The following is a 16438-nucleotide window of genomic DNA, read 5'->3' as shown; positions in this document are numbered from 1 at the left end:
TAAAATAAAATACCAAAAGGTATATTTAAAAACGGTAGAAAACACCGTATTATTCATAAATATTGGATTTAATTAAAATCAGTACAAACCTACAAATAAAATACCAATCAGTATATTATAAATAAAAAAAGTAGATCAAAAAAATAATATGAAAGTCAATTCTACGCAGAAGAGATTGTGTTTATGTTTAGGATAAAGGCATATTTTTTTAACTTGCTTCCAGATTAGCACCAACAGCGTCAAACGATTATTTTCAAATGAAACAGCATAATTACGTCGCCACAATTACGTGGACAGGAAATCGCGGCAGCGGAACCGATCATTATAAAAACTACGAAAGAAGCCATCGCATTAGCATTGACGGCAAAGCCGAGATTGAAGGTTCTTCGGATCCAGCGTTCCTGGGAGACCCCAGCAAACACAATCCCGAAGAACTATTACTTGCCTCCCTGTCCTCCTGCCATATGTTATGGTACCTGCATTTCTGCTCGGTCAATAAAATTATTGTAGAAGAATATATTGACCATGCAACAGCGATCATGCTTGAAGAAGAAAATGGAAAAGGCCGTTTTAAAGAAGTCACGCTAAATCCTTCGGTCCGGGTAAAAGATTCAACGATGATTGCACAAGCCATTGAATTACATAAAAAAGCAAGTGAATATTGTTTTATTGCCAATTCAGTAAACTTCCCGGTCTTGCACACCCCCAACGTCAGCATCAGCACATCCAGCTAAATGAATGAACTTTCTTCTTCACATGATATGCTGTGACATGATATGCTGTGAATTGACAAGAACGGCGATACCTGATCGAATTACGACATAGCTTAGCGCTATTTATTGGCTAGCCGCTCCTGTAACTCCCGACGGAAAGTAATACCGACCGGTAGGGACGTATTATTGATCTGTACCATACCATGCTCATATTTGATCACCTTATTGATCGAAGCAATGTAAGATTTGTGGATACGGATAAACTTTGAGGCCGGCACCTGTGTGAGAATTTGCTGGGTAGTGCTTGCGGTCAAAAATGTCTGACTAGGAGTGACAATTTTCACGTAATTGCCAAAGCTCTGGATAAAATCGATCTGCGATAATTTAACGTCAATAATACGGCCATCCATGCGTATACTAATTGATTTGGGCTCTTCTTCCTGGGGCGACACAGCCGTGTTATAGGATAAAAAACGTTGAACAGCCTTAAAAAAACGGGGAAATGAAATAGGTTTTAATAAATAATCAACAACGCCGTAATCATAACTCTCCAATGCGTATTCGGAATATGCTGTTGTCAAAATCGTTTTGGGTGGGTTATCCAGCATCTTCAGAAACTCCATCCCATTAATTTCGGGCATTTCAATATCCAGGAAGATTAAATCTACTTTGTTCTCCCGAAGAAAATCCAATGCCTCAAAAGCATTATAACATTGAGCGACCAACTGCAGATCAGTACTTCTTTCAATATAATTTACCAGTACATAATGCGCCGCAGGTTCGTCATCAACCACAATACAGCTATTTTTATTCATTGTTTAAAGATTTATAACCAATGACACCTCATACTCCTCTTTTTTGGAATTTGTCGTTAATGTATATCGATTAGGATACAAAAGTTTTAATCGCGCCATTGTATTTTCCAGACCTATTTTCGCCGAAAAAACATTCCTTTTCTTGACGGGAACAGAATTCCGTACATGCAAATATAAGTTCCCTTTTTCAATCTTGATCGAAATATGTACAAAACAATCTTCAATACTGCAGGTTCCGTGTTTAAAAGCATTTTCTACGAAAGTAATCAATAGCATCGGCGCTATCTGATAATTGATATCTTCTTCTTTTTGATAATCAAATTCAATTTTTGTGCGATAGCCTAACCGTTCACGCTCCAGCTCGATATAACTTGAGATAAAATCGATCTCATCATCCATCGCAACAAATTCCCGATCGCTGCTCTCCATCTGATAACGGAGAAGCTGGGAAACTTTGATGATCAATTCGGAGGTACGTTCCGGGTACTTCAAATTAATACCATAAATGGTATTCAATGTATTGAATAAAAAATGTGGATTGAGCTGTTTTTTTAAATGGGACAATTGCGTCTGATTGGAAAGCAGTTCACGTCGGGTCTTCACACGCTGAAAGCGATAAAATTCAATAAATTGGATACTACCCAATATACAGATCAACGAACCCAATAATACACCAAATTGATAATGGAACGTTTTCTGAACAAGATTCTTGTAAAGAAAACAATTCTTGTAGATCACGTTATCCGTTAGCTCTTTTAATATGAGTGCAAAAACTAGTAGTGTTGCCACCGAAGCCAAAATATACAACAGCGGTTTATTCTTCTTAAGTAGCAATGGCAACAGGAAAAAGCGATTCAATTGTGCATGCGCATAAAGGATCAAGAAATAGAACACCCCCATCAAAAATCCCTTCCAGCTCAGGATCAAAATCCAATCGTTCAAAGTAAAGAGGATAAACGAAAAGATCAATAGCACGATCTCCTGTATGATCTTGTTCTCAAAAACCTTTCTCATAATCCTTTTTTTGTTAAAAATCTGTTACAAAGTAAAAGTTTTAAGTTTATAACAGCAGAAAAATAAATGACGAATTAAATTGGTCACTTTTAAACGCTATAGATCATTTTAAAGGGACATCACAGTTCATCTCATCGTTATCTTCGTGTCCATAAAATGATAGATAACCTATGCTGAAATTGAATTTAGTGCTGTCATTGGCTGTATCACTTGCGACCTCCTCTTCCTTCGCTCAGAAGCTTACGCTCCGCGATGCCGTAGAACAGGGTATTGCAAATTATGGAAATATCAAGGCAAAGGAATATTATCTCCAGTCCTCCCTGCAGACCAATGAACAAGTCAAACGCGACTTTTGGCCCAATCTGAACATCGTAGCCCAACAGGACTTTGGAACAGTCAACGGACAAAATGGTCCACTGTATGGATTTGGTGGGCTGGGTGTAGCTTCTTCGGGAGCCGCTCTTCCAGAACAAAATTGGAATGCCGCATTTGGTGCGCTTTACTTAGCCAATGTCAATTGGGACATTTACACCTTTGGACGAAAAAAAGAACGTATCGAATTAGCCAAATCCGATACCAAACGACTACAGGCCGATCTCGGTCAGGAACAGTTCCAGCATAAAATCAAGATTGCTGCGGCTTACCTCAATTTATTGGCTAGTCAACGATTGGAAAAAAATCAACAGATGAATCTGGACCGTGCACTGGTATTTTTAAATATTGCTGCCACCAAAGTAAAAAACGGAATATTGCCCGGAGTAGATTCTACACTTGCTTCAGCGGAAGTATCGCGCGCAAAAATCAGTCTCAATCAGGCCCGTGAAAATGTTAAGGAGCAAAACAATAAGTTGACGGTATTGATGGGGATTCCAGCGAAAAACCTCGAAATAGATACTGTTCTGGTTCAGAAAACTCCTATACAGCTAACTCCGCTTTCAGGCAACTTGATTGAAAGTAATCCTATTCTGCAATTTTATAAAAGTAAAATTGAACTTGGCGAACAACAATTGAAACTATCAACCAAAGAGTATCTTCCCACTGTAAGCGCCTTTGGGGTCTTTCAGACAAGAGGATCTGGTTTTAAGAGCGACTACATTACGGATTTACAAGCATATAGCACAAATTATTGGCAAGGGGTTCGTCCCAGTAGGCAAAATTATCTCTTGGGATTGGGCATAAACTGGAATCTGACTTCGATTGCGCGTATCAATAAAAAAATCAGTGCACAGCGCTTTACGAATGATGCCCTAAGAGAAGAATACCAAACTGCCGAAGCCCAATTGACAGCACAGCTGGATGCCGCTGATGTAAAAATCCAATTGGCCCTAAAAAGTGATCTAGAAGCTCCCCGACAAGTTTCGGCAGCTCAGCAAGCTTACAATCAAAAAATGACGATGTATAAAAACGGCCTAGCGACACTTGTCGACGTGACGCAGACCTTTTACACATTAAATAGAGCCGAAACCGATCGAGAGATCGTCCACATCAATCTTTGGCAGTCGCTTTTACTAAAAGCCGCAGCTGCGGGAGATTTTGATATTTTCAACAAAGAACTATAAATAACATTACATGAATTTAATACGTTTTGCCTTACGCAAGCCGATATCCATCCTCGTACTCGTATTGGGACTTATTGTCTTTGGCATAGGTGCCGTTCGATCGATCAAGGTGGATATCCTGCCAAAAATGAACCTTCCGGTTATTTATATTGCCCATCCATTTGGTGGCTATTCGCCGGATCAAATGGAATCTTATTTTGCCAAAAACTACGTCAATATCCTTCTTTTTGCCAATGGGGTCAAGTCCATTGAGACCAAGAATATTCAAGGTCTGACCTTAATGAAAGTATCGTATTACGAAGATACCAACATGGCCCAGGCTGCAGCCGAGCTAAGTGCCCTGGCCAATCGGATCCAGGCCTCCTTTCCTCCAGGCTCACAACCGCCGTTCATCATTCGCTTTGACGCCTCATCGCTTCCTGTAGGCCAACTGGTATTGAGCAGTAACAAGCGTTCTAACAACGAACTGCAAGATCTAGCCAACGTCTATGTCCGGGCATCGTTTACGTCAATCCCCGGTCTGTTGTCGCCCCCTCCTTTTGGGGGAAGTCCACGTACAATTGAGGTCAACGTTGATCCCGATTTAATGCGGAGTCACAATATGACACCCGATCAGGTCGTAGAAGCGCTAAGACTGAACAATCAAACCGCTCCTGCAGGAAACGTACGTATTCAGGACAAAAACTACATTACACCAACGAACAACACCATCAAGGATGTCAAAGATTTTGAAAAAATCCCGCTATTTAAAGGTGGAGTACAAAATCTTTACCTTGGCGATATTGCTACCGTAAAAGATGGTGCCGACGTTACCGCAGGCTATGCTTTGGTCAACGGCAAACGTTCCGTATACGTCAGTATCGCCAAAGCCGGCGATGCCTCAACCTGGGAGGTTGTCCAGAATTTAAAAGCAGCCTTACCAAAAATTCAGGAAAATTTACCCGACGACGTCAAGTTATCTTATGAATTTGACCAGTCCGTCTATGTCATCAATTCCGTAAAGAGTTTGATTACCGAAGGTGCAATCGGTGCTATCCTGACCGGACTAATGGTCCTCCTATTTTTAGGTGATCGAAGAGCTGCGCTGATCGTTATCCTAACCATTCCGATATCCGTGATATCCGGAGTGCTCTTTCTGAAACTCTTCGGGCAGACCATCAACCTCATGTCCCTCAGTGGACTAGCCTTGGCAATTGGTATCCTGGTCGACGAAAGTACGGTAACGATAGAAAATATACACCAGCATCTGGATATGGGTAAACCCAAAGCCTTGGCTATCTGGGATGCCTGTAAAGAGATCGCCTTACCCAAATTATTGATCCTGCTCTGTATACTAGCCGTATTTGCGCCGGCATTTACCATGACAGGTATTCCGGGCTCGTTATTTCTTCCCTTGGCCCTGTCCATTGGATTTTCAATGATCATATCCTTCCTCCTTTCGCAGACATTTGTTCCTATCATGGCAAACTGGCTCATGAAAGATCATGCGCATAAAGCGCCACACGCGACCGAACCAGTGGGTTTAAATACAGATGAAGCTCAATTTGCAGCAACTGGACTGACCATAGAATCCGAGCAAGACACCCTAAATCAGAAGAAACTATTGGTTGAACGGGAAGACTTTAACAACGATGGAAAGATCAGTATTTTTGAACGGTTCAGAAACAGATTCATGAAAATGATCGACCTTTTGTTCAAAAGAAAGAAAACCATTACCGTAGTTTATCTGCTTGGAGCAATAAGTCTTGTTGTCATTTTACTTTCCACAATTGGACAGGATGTATTTCCGAAAGTTAACTCCAGTCAGTTCCAAATGCGCCTCCGTGCAGCTGAAGGTACACGTATCGAACGCACCGAAGAAAAAGCAAAACTAGCGCTGGCCGAACTGGAAAAACTGGTTGGGAAAGAACATATCAGCATATCTTCTGTCTATATCGGTCAACACCCCGGACAGTTTTCAGTATCACCGATCTATCTTTTCATGGCTGGTCCACATGAAGCTGTTTTCCAAATCGCACTGAAAGACTACCATCACGATATGGACAGTTTCCGTGATGAATACCGAAAACGCCTGAAAGCGGCAGTTCCCGATGTACAGGTATCCTTTGAACCGATCGAGCTTACGGATAAAGTATTAAGTCAGGGATCGCCCACTCCTATTGAAGTTCGGATAGCAGGAAAAAACAAAAAGAACAACGAGAAGTACGCCGGTAAATTGATCGAGGAACTAAAAGCCATCCCTTATTTTAGAGATGTGCAATTAGCACAATCCATTAAATACCCTTCTTACGATATTAAGATAGACCGCATCCGGGCTGCACAACTGGGTGTAGATCTCAGCGAAGTAACACGATCGCTGATCGCTTCCACTTCTTCCTCGCGTTATACCGAAAAAAACACCTGGATCGATGAAAAAGCAGGACTTTCATACAACGTCCAAGTTCAGGTTCCCATCGATAAAATGAAAGATGAGAAAGAAATCGGTGAAATCCCCTTATTGAAAAATTCAGCGCGACCAATTCTGAGCGACGTTGCAACGATCACACCGTCCTTCACCTATGGCGAAAACGACAATTTAGGTGCAATGCCTTATGTATCAGTTACAGCAAATATTGATCATACCGATTTAAAAACAGCCTCCAAGGATGTACAGCGCAGTATCAAAGCCCTTGGAGAACTTCCTCGTGGTTTATCGATGGAGCAAATAGGACTTGGAAAAGTGTTATCAGAGACCATGAGCAGCCTCGAATCTGGTTTGGCCGTAGCCATTATCGTTATATTCCTGATGCTATCAGCCAATTTCCAGTCGTTCAAAGTTTCTATGGTTGTGCTCACCACAGTGCCTGCGGTTGTGCTGGGCTCATTGATTCTGCTGTTGTTAACCGGATCTACCCTCAACTTACAATCCTACATGGGGATTATCATGTCGGTGGGTGTATCCATTGCGAACGCTGTTTTACTCATCACCAATGCCGAACATATCCGTCGGCATAATGGCGATGCGCTGGCTGCAGCCCGTGAGGCAGCATCCTTACGGCTTCGCCCAATTATCATGACCAGTTTGGCCATGATTGTGGGTATGCTACCTATGGCCATTGGTCATGGTGAAGGTGGCGAACAAGTTTCACCACTCGGTAGAGCCGTAATTGGAGGATTACTATTTTCGACATTTGCCGTACTCGTCATCTTACCGCTTATATTTGCTTGGGCGCAAGAAAAAAGCAGTACACAATCGATCTCATTAGATCCTGAAGACAAAGAAAGTAAACACTATATTGCGGCATTAAAACCTTTATCGTAAAAGCAGTATAATCTATAAAATATGAAAAATAATTTGTTCAAAATATTATCTATCGCCGGTCTGATCGCATCCTTAACAGGATGCCATTCGGCTGCCGAGGAAAATGCAAAAAAAGAAAGTCCGGAAGCTGCAGCTCCGGCAATGGAGACATTTGTACCCACCAAACAGAAATTAACAAATAAAATGCAGATTCCCGGGGAAATCACAGGATTCCAGCAGGTCGAGATTTACGCTAAGGTCAGCAGTTACGTCAAAAGTCTTAACGTGGACATCGGAAGTAAAGTGCATGCCGGTCAGCTATTGGCTGTCCTGGAGGCTCCCGAATTGAGTTCACAGCTGTCAGCAGCCAAATCGCGGCTCAAATCACAGGAGGCGGTCTATATGGCTACAAAAAGCACTTACGACAGACTCTTTGAAACCAGCAAGGTAGAGGGAACGGTGGCCAGACTGGATCTTGAGGTTGCTGAGTCAAAAAAGAATGCTGATTTTGCGCAGTACCAAGCCGCTAAATCGGCCTACGCAGAGGTACAAAACCTGTTGAATTATTTGGAAATCAGGGCACCCTTCGACGGTGTAATCGCAACAAGAAATGTCAATCAGGGCGCCTATGTTGGTCCTGCTGGCCGTGGCTCGGAAATGCCCATCATGACCATTCAACAACAACGCAAACTGAGGTTAGCCGTTGCTGTTCCGGAACAATATTCGGGTTTCCTCACCGAAAACCAGCCCTTACAATTTACTGTCAAATCATTGCCTGGGCAAACCTTCTCGGGTAAGATCGCACGTAAATCGGGTGCCCTGGACAGCCGATTAAGATCCGAGCGGGTAGAAATTGACATTAACAATACCGACAACAAGCTATTGCCGGGTATGGTCGCAGAGGTCGAATTGCCTTTAACATCTCAAGACAGTACTTTTGTTGTACCGAAATCGGCGGTATTTACTTCGGGCGAAGGAAGTTTTGTGATTGCTGTTGTTTCGAACAAAACACAACGTATTCCTGTACAGAAAGGACGCAGCATCGATGGTCAGATCGAAATATTTGGTGACTTAAAACAAGACACTAAATTGGTCAGCAAAGCGGATGAAGAGATTATAGACGGAACGTCAGTCAAATAGGACTTTCTACTAATTCCTAAACAAAAGAAAGACCGAACCCATTATAACCGGGTTCGGTCTTTCTAATTTATTCGGTCTTTCTAATTTAAATGCCCATAAATTTAAAGGGTTGGGCAGCCTTAAACAGGTTATTTGAAATGCCATTTATTGCCATCCCCTGCTTCATGTCCAGCTTCATCGTTGGAGCCCCTTTCTTTAAATCAAATTTAGCCAGATCTACCCACAGTGTTCCCGGAACCAATACATTCTCAAAATAATAGATTTTATTCTTCTGATCAGCCACGGATCTCCATCGTGTAGACGAAATATTAGGTTCAGATTCCGAGCTTATTCCAAATGGAACCGAGCAGTTGCGGATCACGCTGAAAACACTGGCAACAGAAAGCCGCACATCGTCTGTTTGCGGGATCGCATTAATATAATAAGAAGCCCTCACAAAACGATCAGCAGCACGGTTTGTTCCCGGCAACATGATAGTTCCCGGAATTCCCTGCCAATACCTGTTTAGCGCGAGCTGATCTTCAAAGATGGGCGAGTTTGTCATAACTGTATAGGCCGCATCGTGATGAATCACCAGTTTACCGTTGATGTATTCAAATATAGCATTATCGCCTGTGGCATCTGAAAGCGATAAATGTATGGTCGTAAATTTGGTAGTTCCCGGGATATAATCACTTACAATTACAAATGGCTCATCCTTTAAGGCAGATACGGCTTCACTGACGGTCGCAAAATTATCCAAAACATATTGGGCCCAAGCCGAGATTGCAAGCCCTTTTTTTGGTCCCGCTGGATCAAATTTAGGATAGGTAGATTCGACAAGCCAGAGTACATTGGCCACCAATCCCTTTTCATTTAAACCATCGACGGTAGCAATGTCCCAAGCACTGGAAACTACACTCCCATATTGGGAAGTCCATTTCAAAGACTGAGGTCCTACCTCTCCACTGCGCGCTATTCCACGCGGAAACACCCATAGATTGGCCGCGATATCATCTCTCCAGTCCATACTCCTTGCCGTGATAACGGTCTGATTAGGCCCCTTATAAACAACGCGTGTACAGGATCGGCCTTCTTTAACGGCAAAAAGGAATACGATCAACATAAATTGTGCAAGATACTTCATATGTATAGATTTTTTTGCGTGATATGACTTTGTCTTGATAGCGTGCAAAAGCACTCCAATTCCATAAACAATAATTTGAGCTTATTGTTTGTCTAAGCTGTACCCGGCATGATTTAATCCGGTACAGCTTAGACGAGCATAACCTATAGCCATAATATATGGCTCTGGGTACTATTCTGCCGCTTTCGGGTCAATTGCGGCAGCAACTGCAGTTAATGCCAAGGCACCTCCAACAAGCATTGCCCCCTGCCCCTTTTTTTCCTTAACAGCCAGCACGTCTCCGCGCTTATTATACAGTTCAATAATATTATTAAGCGCTACTGAACCGGTCTGCCAAAGCTGGGCAGCATAAAATTTTTGTTCCGTAGTTTTAACAATAGCTTTACCATCTTCTAAAATCGAATAACTTAAATAACTACGTAAACTGTATGGAGACTCAGCGCCTTCAAATCGAGCAAGTTTTACCGCAAAACTCTCGCCACTCATATCATACATATATACTTTTTCTTTTTGGGATGATCGTACAATGGATTTAACATCGTTTTTAAAATCAAAATAATGCCCATCCACATAGGCATGTGGTGGGATAAGTACCACATCTTTAGGTAAACTTACCGATCCTGTAATATAACCGTTCACCCAAGCATCATTAAATATATTGGATTTACTAGCACCTATATCGGAAACCGAAGCATTCATCTTTCCATTAAAAGCAGCTTGTTCAGCAGAATAGCCTTGCGTTTTACCATTAATAACCATGGCCGAACTTTTAAGATCCCATAAGATCGGTTTATCGATTTTATTTTCTATTCGAAGGTAAATTCGACCATCTCTGTCGGCAAAGGAATAATCAATTTGTACTGTATCATTATTAAATGAAAACGTTCCCTTGTCTTCATCTTTTTTTACATTCTCCCCATTGAATGTCATGAGATAGTTGGAAGAACAGGCTGAAAGAAAAACAGCACAATACATTAGCGTGAGAACTTTGAATACTTTTCGCATAATATCAGGATATCTTAGTGTAATTACAACGGCACGAGTACTATTGTACAACAATATAAAAAACTATTATTAAAAAAACAGCGAAACGATATAAAATAATTTCCTAATTAGGGTATTAATCGCAAAGTATCACTGTTTCTAGAAAATAGTAAATGATCGTCTTTTATCACCCGATACAGGTTTTAAATTGCTTTATATCAGTTTCCATAATAACAGGGATATTACAGGGGGTTAACAGGGGGATAACAGGGGGTTAACAGGGGTAAATCCCCTGTTAACCCCTTGTTAATACCTTGTAAAAAGACTACTATATCCTTCTTAATGGAGAATAGGATATCCGGCTGATAGTAACCATAAACAAACGCAGGAATATCCTCAACTGTTGGTCAGGTTAGCGCAACGAAAACGGTTAAACGAATAGAAGTTTTTTTAACCGGAAAGCAAAAGCTATATTTACAGTCAACTAAACCCAATCCAATGAAAGAGAAATTTATCGACAGAAAAGATCAACAAGCCAATAAGATATTTGAAAGAAGGACATTATCCTCCGATTATAGAACAATTATTCCCTTACTATCTCCTGGCATAGAAATCTTGGATGTGGGCTGTGGTACCGGAACACTCACGAATGAGGTAGCAAGCTATATCGGCGACGGAACCATAACCGGGCTCGATAATACACAGTCATTTATCGACAGCGGCAATGAGCGCTATGGTAGCACCCAAAATCTGAACCTGGTCTGCAGCAATATTTTTGATTATCAACCGCCACATCCGTTCGACCTGATTATAACGGCGCGCACCATGCAATGGTTGAGTGATATTCCCCGGGCATTGGGCTTATTTAAATCCTGGTTAAAACCCGGAGGACAAATCTCGATTTTAGACTACAATCACACCGCCATTGAATGGAACCCCGCCCCTCCGGAAAGCATGCTCACATTTTACCGTACTTTTCTGAAATGGAGAGCAGATGCAGGTATGAACAATCGTGTTGCTGATGAGGTCGCTGCACTGCTCCAAAAAGCAGGTTTCCATTCGGTTCAGGTTATCAATGCCGATCAGACCTACAAAAAAGGAGAAGCAAACTTTGATACCAATCTGGCTATCTGGAACAAAGTCGCCCAATCGCGACAAATGGTTACGGAAGGGTATATCTCCGACGAACTTCGCTTACAGGCTATCGCCGAATACAGCCAATGGATCGAAACAGAAGCGACCACCATGACACTTAAAATGAACGATGTACGGGCTAAAGTATAATCTCCTTTTATCCGTTTTCCTCCTACTGACACTCCCCGGGCTGGCCGTAAAAGCACAGCTCAGGGATACCATGATCAATGTAGGCAACCATAGCCTTCATTTTATTTTAATGGAGGGGAAGGGTATCCCCATTGTCTTTGAATCTGGGGGTGGAAATGATGCTTCCGTTTGGAGAAAGTTATTGGAACCGCTATCGAGCAAATTGGGCGCACCTTTAATTACCTATGACAGAGCTGGCTTTGGAAAAAGTGAAATAGACACCGTTAACGTTAGCTTGACAAATGAAGTAAAGGATCTTAAAACTGCTTTGCAGCAATTGGGCTATCGTGATCGGTACTTTTTTGTTGCCCATTCCTTCGGTGGTAACTATACGATGAAATTTATAACGACCAATCCCGGTCAGGTTGTTGGCACTGTAATGATCGATATTGTATCCCCTTATTTCATGACCATGGAGCGATCCAAATCATTGAAGAGCGAATATGCCAGTGAGCTCGATAACATCAAAAAAGAAAGCTTAGGGTTCTATCATCTCGTTTTAAACTACGAAGCATCAACGGCTGTTTTACATGAGGTTGCAGGAAAAATCAATGTTCCTATGACTGTCATTGGCTCAGGAAAATCACCTTTTGAAGAACCCGATCGCAGTTTATTTATTGCTGCCCTAAAAAAATATGCAGATCAAAAAAACAATAGACGTTATCTTTTGGCTCAAAATGCGGAGCATCATGTCTTTTATGACGAACCAGATCTGGTCATTGATGAAATCGTCAAACTGTATCAAAAAACCGCATCCGAGTAATCAAAAAGTCTATCCGTACAACCGATTTTATTTGTAGCTTAGCAAGGCTGTACAACACACAACAACTTATCTTATGGATCATCAGGCCCAAAATGTCATCGATACACCGAGCAACAATACGGTGTTTATGGTATGGAATTTCCACGAAAATGTGGTCATTAAGGATGTCTTCCAACGCTTATGTGCATTGGTTGTCAATCTCAATAATTCGGCGCAGGTACGTTCAAATCTTGTGAAAGCAAGCGTGGTATTGGGCATAAGCCACCATGCCTGGAAAAAGCTGGAACTCAACGAACCTATGCCAAAGGAATTGGTTCCTTTCGAACCTATCATTGGTCAAAAACATATTGCTGTAGCTACCCCTGGAGATTTACATTTCCATATTCGCGCTTATGAAAAAAGCTATTGCATTGACATGGCGACCGAAATAGCAGCCTTATTAAGTCCCGTTGCCGATTGCAAGGAGGAAGTTCATGGGTTCAGATATTGGGACGGCCGAAGTATCTTGGGCTTTGTCGACGGAACAGAAAATCCACTTGGTGAGGATCGTGCTTTCTTTGGTATCGTTGGTGATGAGGATGCAGGCTATAAGGGTGGAAGCTATTTATTTGTACAAAAATATATTCATGACATGAATGCCTGGCGTTCTTTACCCGTCGCTGAACAGGAGAAGGTCATCGGCAGAAGCAAAGCAAACGATATTGAGATGGGCGACGATGAAAAACCGACTAATTCACATTCGGCCCTAGCCAATGTCGGTGACGATTTGAAAATTGTTCGCGACAATATGCCTTTTGGGCAAATCGCAACAAATGAAATGGGAACCTACTTTATCGCTTACGCCAGCACATTCAGTACCGTACAATTGATGCTAAAAAGAATGTTTATTGGTGAACCCGAAGGGAATTACGATAGAATACTGGACTTTAGTACGGCGCATACCGGCTCCCTGTTCTTCTGTCCAACAATCAATATGCTGAAAGAATTTGCAGGTTAAAAGCTGTATACCCACTATCTCGGATCATTTCCAACAGGATATCCCAACGTAGAGCACTGGGTCATGGAATCTGGTCCCACAAATTTATTTTTAACACTACACGACAAAAAAAATGGAAATCACTATTATTCAGCTAGGTGACGAAAACATTGCTGAAGTTAAAGGTTCAGGCGTCTTTATCCATAATCTCGATGATGGTCTACAGATTATGGTCGACTGTGGCGCGCAAGAAGCATACAAAGCAATTATTTATCAAGAGAACATCACAGACGATTTCTTCGAACTTAAAACAAAACTTGCCGGTGAAATTCTTCAAAAATATACGCAGTATGGCTTTGACATTGCCATCGTTGGCGATTTCTCCAGATACAACAGCAAAAGTTTAAACGATTTTATCTACGAAAGCAATAAATCAAAGAAAATCAATTTTGTAGGTACGCGTGAAGAAGCGATAGCCAGATTTTCAAAACGTTAAGTCATGCATATTGAATCAGAAAGATTAGCGATTCGGCCCATTATGGCGGAAGACAGTCAGGCAGTATTCGGTTATCGCTCGGATAAAGAAACCAATAAATATCAGGGCTGGATTCCAGACTCCTTGGCAGAAGTCGATGCATTTATTGCAAAAAATCCGGGCACATTCAATCTTCCAGAGTCCTGGTTTCAGCTCGTTATGACCGACAAAATAGCAAACGCAGTAATCGGCGATATTGGCGTTCATTTTTTTGGTACTGAACACCTGCAGGTCGAATTGGGCTGTACCATAAAAAAAGAATTCCAGCAACAGGGCTATGCCAAAGAAGGACTGAAAACAGTTATAGAGGCCCTGTTCCGTCAGTATCATAAACATCGGATCACGGCCTCGGTAGCTCCGGAAAACAAGGCATCCATGCAGCTTTTAACAAGTTTGGGATTCCGAAAGGAAGCTCATTTTGTAAAAAGCTATTTCCATAACGGTCAATGGGAAGATGATGTGGTCTTTGCAATCCTTGCCGAAGAATGGAAACAAGCAGAGTAAGTCACCAAAAGGTGACTTACTCTGCTGTACGATTGATCCAATCGGCATAAGACAGCACGCCCAGTTCGGGCCTACCCTCCCCTTCCAAAACTGCGATAAACTCCAATTGGTTGCCATCCGGATCATTAAAGTAAATGGCCAATGCAGGCATCCACGCAAAGACCATCGGCGCTTCGATCCCGTCCTTTAAAAAATTATAGGGTGTCAGGTCACGTGTTTTCAGATAGTCCACGGCGTAATTCAAGATATCCTCTTTATCCGCTCTAAAGGCAAAATGTCTCGGTTGAAAGTTTGTTTCTTCCTGCCACAGCCCCAACATATAGTCTTTGCCGGTTCCAATCCATAAAAAAACAATAGGACGTGTCGGATCGCGATGTGCCACACGCAATCCCAATACCTCCGTATAAAATGCGACCGCTTTAGCTAAATCCCGCACCTGAATATGCGTTTCGTATAAACCTTGTATCATAAGTTATTTCATTTTAAAATTATTTCAATCCATTGATAGCGCTCTCGTGATGTAAATGCAAGATCGGATAGGATTTGCCCATACCATCTACAGCTGAGCGCCCGATAAGCTGGTATCCTTTTTTCAGATAAAAATCAACAGCCTGCTGATTTTGTTCATTGACATCAACTTTATATACCTGGAGCTTATCCAGCACATGCTGTAGCGCTACAGTCCCAACACCTTTTCCCCTGTATGCTGAATCCACAAATAACATTTCTAGATTATCATCGGAGACAGCGAAAAAAGCAGTAGGCTGTCCATCATCATCTATGACATATACCTTTAATTGTGGTAAGTACTCGGTTGGGATCAGTCTCTTATATAACTGAAGATCCTCCTCCTTCAAAAAATCATGGGTTGCCCGAACCGAGTTTTCCCAAATGCGCAGGATTGCCACATAGTCGGCTTCGCTTGCCGCTCTTATTTCCATAACGATTATCTCCCTCTAAAAATTCTTATGTACACCGTATCGCTACGGAATAGCATTCTTATAAAAGCTTCCCTTCTGCTTTACAGAAAGGCAATGTAAGTTAAATTGGAGAACTAAAATCATGAAAAAGTTAAATAAGACAGAAAGATGATGATTTAGGTTCCGATAATTTGATTTCAGAGAAAACAACCTTATCTTGTAAATAAACGCATTAGCCATGTACAACACACTTCTATTTAAAAAATATCTCCCGGAAGATTTTGACGCTTTCCACGACTTGGTTAAAGGGGATGATGTCATGAAATACATTACCGGCAAAGGATTGTCCGAAGAGCAGGCCCGGAAAAAATTCGATTCGATTCTCGAAATCAACCAGGATCCTGATTTAGGCTATTTTAAAGTAATCGAAGCGGATACGCTAAAGCTTTTAGGCGACTGTAAGCTTGTTAATTACAAAAAAGATCCAAGCGTATTCGAAATTGGCTATTTGCTCCGCAAAGAACATTGGGGAAAGGGGCTGGGAACACAGATTTGCGAGTCGATGCTAGCCCTTGCCACAACATTAAATCCAGGTAAAGATGTGATTGGTATCATTGATCCCGATAACACCGCATCGAGACGACTACTGAGCAAATTCGGATTCAAAAGTTTCTTCGTTGGGATAGAAGACGATATTGCCACAGAAAAACTCATGCGCAAACGGACAGCATCCGAATAAACAAAGCCCATTCGAATATTAAAAACAATAGGAACTGTATATGCCCA

16 protein-coding genes are annotated in these 16438 nt (G+C 41.8%); 10 read left to right on the top strand and 6 right to left on the bottom strand.

The window, feature by feature from the left end:
- The first annotated feature begins 257 nt into the window (after positions 1-257).
- The gene (locus HS960_RS26410) at positions 258-734 is read left to right on the top strand and encodes an OsmC family protein (RefSeq protein ID WP_159731609.1); all 477 of its coding nucleotides are present in this window, start codon (positions 258-260) and stop codon (positions 732-734) included.
- A gap of 98 nt (positions 735-832) precedes the next feature.
- Here the strand turns inward: HS960_RS26410 and HS960_RS26405 are convergent, their stop codons facing one another.
- Together HS960_RS26405 and HS960_RS26400 are read right to left on the bottom strand one after the other, a co-directional pair.
- Positions 833-1528 carry a LytR/AlgR family response regulator transcription factor gene (locus HS960_RS26405; protein ID WP_075993840.1) on the bottom strand — a complete coding sequence of 232 codons (696 nt, stop codon included), beginning with the start codon at positions 1526-1528 and terminating at the stop codon, positions 833-835.
- A gap of 3 nt (positions 1529-1531) precedes the next feature.
- A complete protein-coding gene (locus HS960_RS26400; protein WP_075993841.1) occupies positions 1532-2542 on the bottom strand; it encodes a sensor histidine kinase in 1011 nt (336 codons plus the stop codon).
- A gap of 170 nt (positions 2543-2712) precedes the next feature.
- Here HS960_RS26400 and HS960_RS26395 point away from each other — a divergent pair, with 170 nt between their 5' ends.
- From HS960_RS26395 to HS960_RS26385, 3 genes are read left to right on the top strand one after another with little or no spacing between them, the layout of a single operon-like run.
- A complete protein-coding gene (locus HS960_RS26395; RefSeq protein ID WP_182330884.1) occupies positions 2713-4101 on the top strand; it encodes a TolC family protein in 1389 nt (462 codons plus the stop codon).
- Positions 4102-4111: 10 nt separating this feature from the next.
- Positions 4112-7402, top strand: coding sequence for an efflux RND transporter permease subunit (locus tag HS960_RS26390; RefSeq protein WP_182330883.1), 3291 nt, complete (start codon positions 4112-4114; stop codon positions 7400-7402).
- Positions 7403-7423: 21 nt separating this feature from the next.
- Complete coding sequence (locus tag HS960_RS26385) at positions 7424-8521, top strand: efflux RND transporter periplasmic adaptor subunit (protein WP_182330882.1); 1098 nt, start codon at positions 7424-7426, stop codon at positions 8519-8521.
- Between the two features lie 85 nt (positions 8522-8606).
- Here the strand turns inward: HS960_RS26385 and HS960_RS26380 are convergent, their stop codons facing one another.
- Both HS960_RS26380 and HS960_RS26375 read right to left on the bottom strand, forming a co-directional pair.
- Positions 8607-9647 carry a linear amide C-N hydrolase gene (locus HS960_RS26380; protein WP_182330881.1) on the bottom strand — a complete coding sequence of 347 codons (1041 nt, stop codon included), beginning with the start codon at positions 9645-9647 and terminating at the stop codon, positions 8607-8609.
- A 171-nt stretch (positions 9648-9818) separates the two neighbouring features.
- Positions 9819-10652: a YgdI/YgdR family lipoprotein gene (locus HS960_RS26375; RefSeq protein ID WP_182330880.1), complete on the bottom strand. Its 834-nt coding sequence runs from the start codon at positions 10650-10652 to the stop codon at positions 9819-9821.
- Between the two features lie 477 nt (positions 10653-11129).
- On the opposite strand from HS960_RS26375, the gene HS960_RS26370 reads away from it, so the two are divergent.
- From HS960_RS26370 to HS960_RS26350, 5 genes are all read left to right on the top strand, one after another.
- Complete coding sequence (locus HS960_RS26370; protein WP_153845222.1) at positions 11130-11915, top strand: class I SAM-dependent methyltransferase; 786 nt, start codon at positions 11130-11132, stop codon at positions 11913-11915.
- Positions 11896-12717 carry an alpha/beta fold hydrolase gene (locus HS960_RS26365; protein WP_153845221.1) on the top strand — a complete coding sequence of 274 codons (822 nt, stop codon included), beginning with the start codon at positions 11896-11898 and terminating at the stop codon, positions 12715-12717. Before HS960_RS26370 ends, HS960_RS26365 begins: the two co-directional genes overlap by 20 nt.
- A gap of 73 nt (positions 12718-12790) precedes the next feature.
- Complete coding sequence (locus HS960_RS26360; RefSeq protein WP_153845220.1) at positions 12791-13714, top strand: Dyp-type peroxidase; 924 nt, start codon at positions 12791-12793, stop codon at positions 13712-13714.
- A gap of 112 nt (positions 13715-13826) precedes the next feature.
- Positions 13827-14189 (top strand): DUF4180 domain-containing protein, encoded by a 363-nt coding sequence (locus HS960_RS26355; protein ID WP_115050019.1) that lies wholly within the window; start codon positions 13827-13829, stop codon positions 14187-14189.
- 3 nt (positions 14190-14192) lie between these two features.
- Entirely contained in the window at positions 14193-14732 is a 540-nt protein-coding gene (locus HS960_RS26350; RefSeq protein ID WP_182330879.1) for a GNAT family N-acetyltransferase, read from the top strand.
- Between the two features lie 16 nt (positions 14733-14748).
- Here the strand turns inward: HS960_RS26350 and HS960_RS26345 are convergent, their stop codons facing one another.
- Positions 14749-15201 carry a VOC family protein gene (locus tag HS960_RS26345; protein ID WP_159731623.1) on the bottom strand — a complete coding sequence of 151 codons (453 nt, stop codon included), beginning with the start codon at positions 15199-15201 and terminating at the stop codon, positions 14749-14751.
- A gap of 19 nt (positions 15202-15220) precedes the next feature.
- Positions 15221-15673 carry a GNAT family N-acetyltransferase gene (locus HS960_RS26340; RefSeq protein WP_153845218.1) on the bottom strand — a complete coding sequence of 151 codons (453 nt, stop codon included), beginning with the start codon at positions 15671-15673 and terminating at the stop codon, positions 15221-15223.
- 217 nt (positions 15674-15890) lie between these two features.
- Between HS960_RS26340 and HS960_RS26335 the strand changes: the two genes are divergently transcribed.
- Positions 15891-16391, top strand: a complete 501-nt coding sequence (locus HS960_RS26335) for a GNAT family N-acetyltransferase (protein ID WP_153845217.1) — start codon at positions 15891-15893, stop codon at positions 16389-16391.
- Positions 16392-16438 lie beyond the last annotated feature (47 nt).

Source organism: Sphingobacterium paramultivorum, from assembly GCF_014109745.1.
Classification (GTDB): Bacteria; Bacteroidota; Bacteroidia; order Sphingobacteriales; family Sphingobacteriaceae; genus Sphingobacterium; species Sphingobacterium paramultivorum.
This window is presented reverse-complemented; position numbering and strand designations above follow the sequence as displayed.

Excerpts from the sequence above, each read along its gene's own strand:
- HS960_RS26410 (WP_159731609.1), top strand. The coding sequence starts at position 258 with ATGAAACAGCATAATTACGTCGCCACAATTACGTGGACAGGAAATCGC.
- HS960_RS26405 (WP_075993840.1), bottom strand. The coding sequence starts at position 1,528 with ATGAATAAAAATAGCTGTATTGTGGTTGATGACGAACCTGCGGCGCAT.
- HS960_RS26400 (WP_075993841.1), bottom strand. The coding sequence starts at position 2,542 with ATGAGAAAGGTTTTTGAGAACAAGATCATACAGGAGATCGTGCTATTG.
- HS960_RS26395 (WP_182330884.1), top strand. The coding sequence starts at position 2,713 with ATGCTGAAATTGAATTTAGTGCTGTCATTGGCTGTATCACTTGCGACC.
- HS960_RS26390 (WP_182330883.1), top strand. The coding sequence starts at position 4,112 with ATGAATTTAATACGTTTTGCCTTACGCAAGCCGATATCCATCCTCGTA.
- HS960_RS26385 (WP_182330882.1), top strand. The coding sequence starts at position 7,424 with ATGAAAAATAATTTGTTCAAAATATTATCTATCGCCGGTCTGATCGCA.
- HS960_RS26380 (WP_182330881.1), bottom strand. The coding sequence starts at position 9,647 with ATGAAGTATCTTGCACAATTTATGTTGATCGTATTCCTTTTTGCCGTT.
- HS960_RS26375 (WP_182330880.1), bottom strand. The coding sequence starts at position 10,652 with ATGCGAAAAGTATTCAAAGTTCTCACGCTAATGTATTGTGCTGTTTTT.
- HS960_RS26370 (WP_153845222.1), top strand. The coding sequence starts at position 11,130 with ATGAAAGAGAAATTTATCGACAGAAAAGATCAACAAGCCAATAAGATA.
- HS960_RS26365 (WP_153845221.1), top strand. The coding sequence starts at position 11,896 with ATGTACGGGCTAAAGTATAATCTCCTTTTATCCGTTTTCCTCCTACTG.
- HS960_RS26360 (WP_153845220.1), top strand. The coding sequence starts at position 12,791 with ATGGATCATCAGGCCCAAAATGTCATCGATACACCGAGCAACAATACG.
- HS960_RS26355 (WP_115050019.1), top strand. The coding sequence starts at position 13,827 with ATGGAAATCACTATTATTCAGCTAGGTGACGAAAACATTGCTGAAGTT.
- HS960_RS26350 (WP_182330879.1), top strand. The coding sequence starts at position 14,193 with ATGCATATTGAATCAGAAAGATTAGCGATTCGGCCCATTATGGCGGAA.
- HS960_RS26345 (WP_159731623.1), bottom strand. The coding sequence starts at position 15,201 with ATGATACAAGGTTTATACGAAACGCATATTCAGGTGCGGGATTTAGCT.
- HS960_RS26340 (WP_153845218.1), bottom strand. The coding sequence starts at position 15,673 with ATGGAAATAAGAGCGGCAAGCGAAGCCGACTATGTGGCAATCCTGCGC.
- HS960_RS26335 (WP_153845217.1), top strand. The coding sequence starts at position 15,891 with ATGTACAACACACTTCTATTTAAAAAATATCTCCCGGAAGATTTTGAC.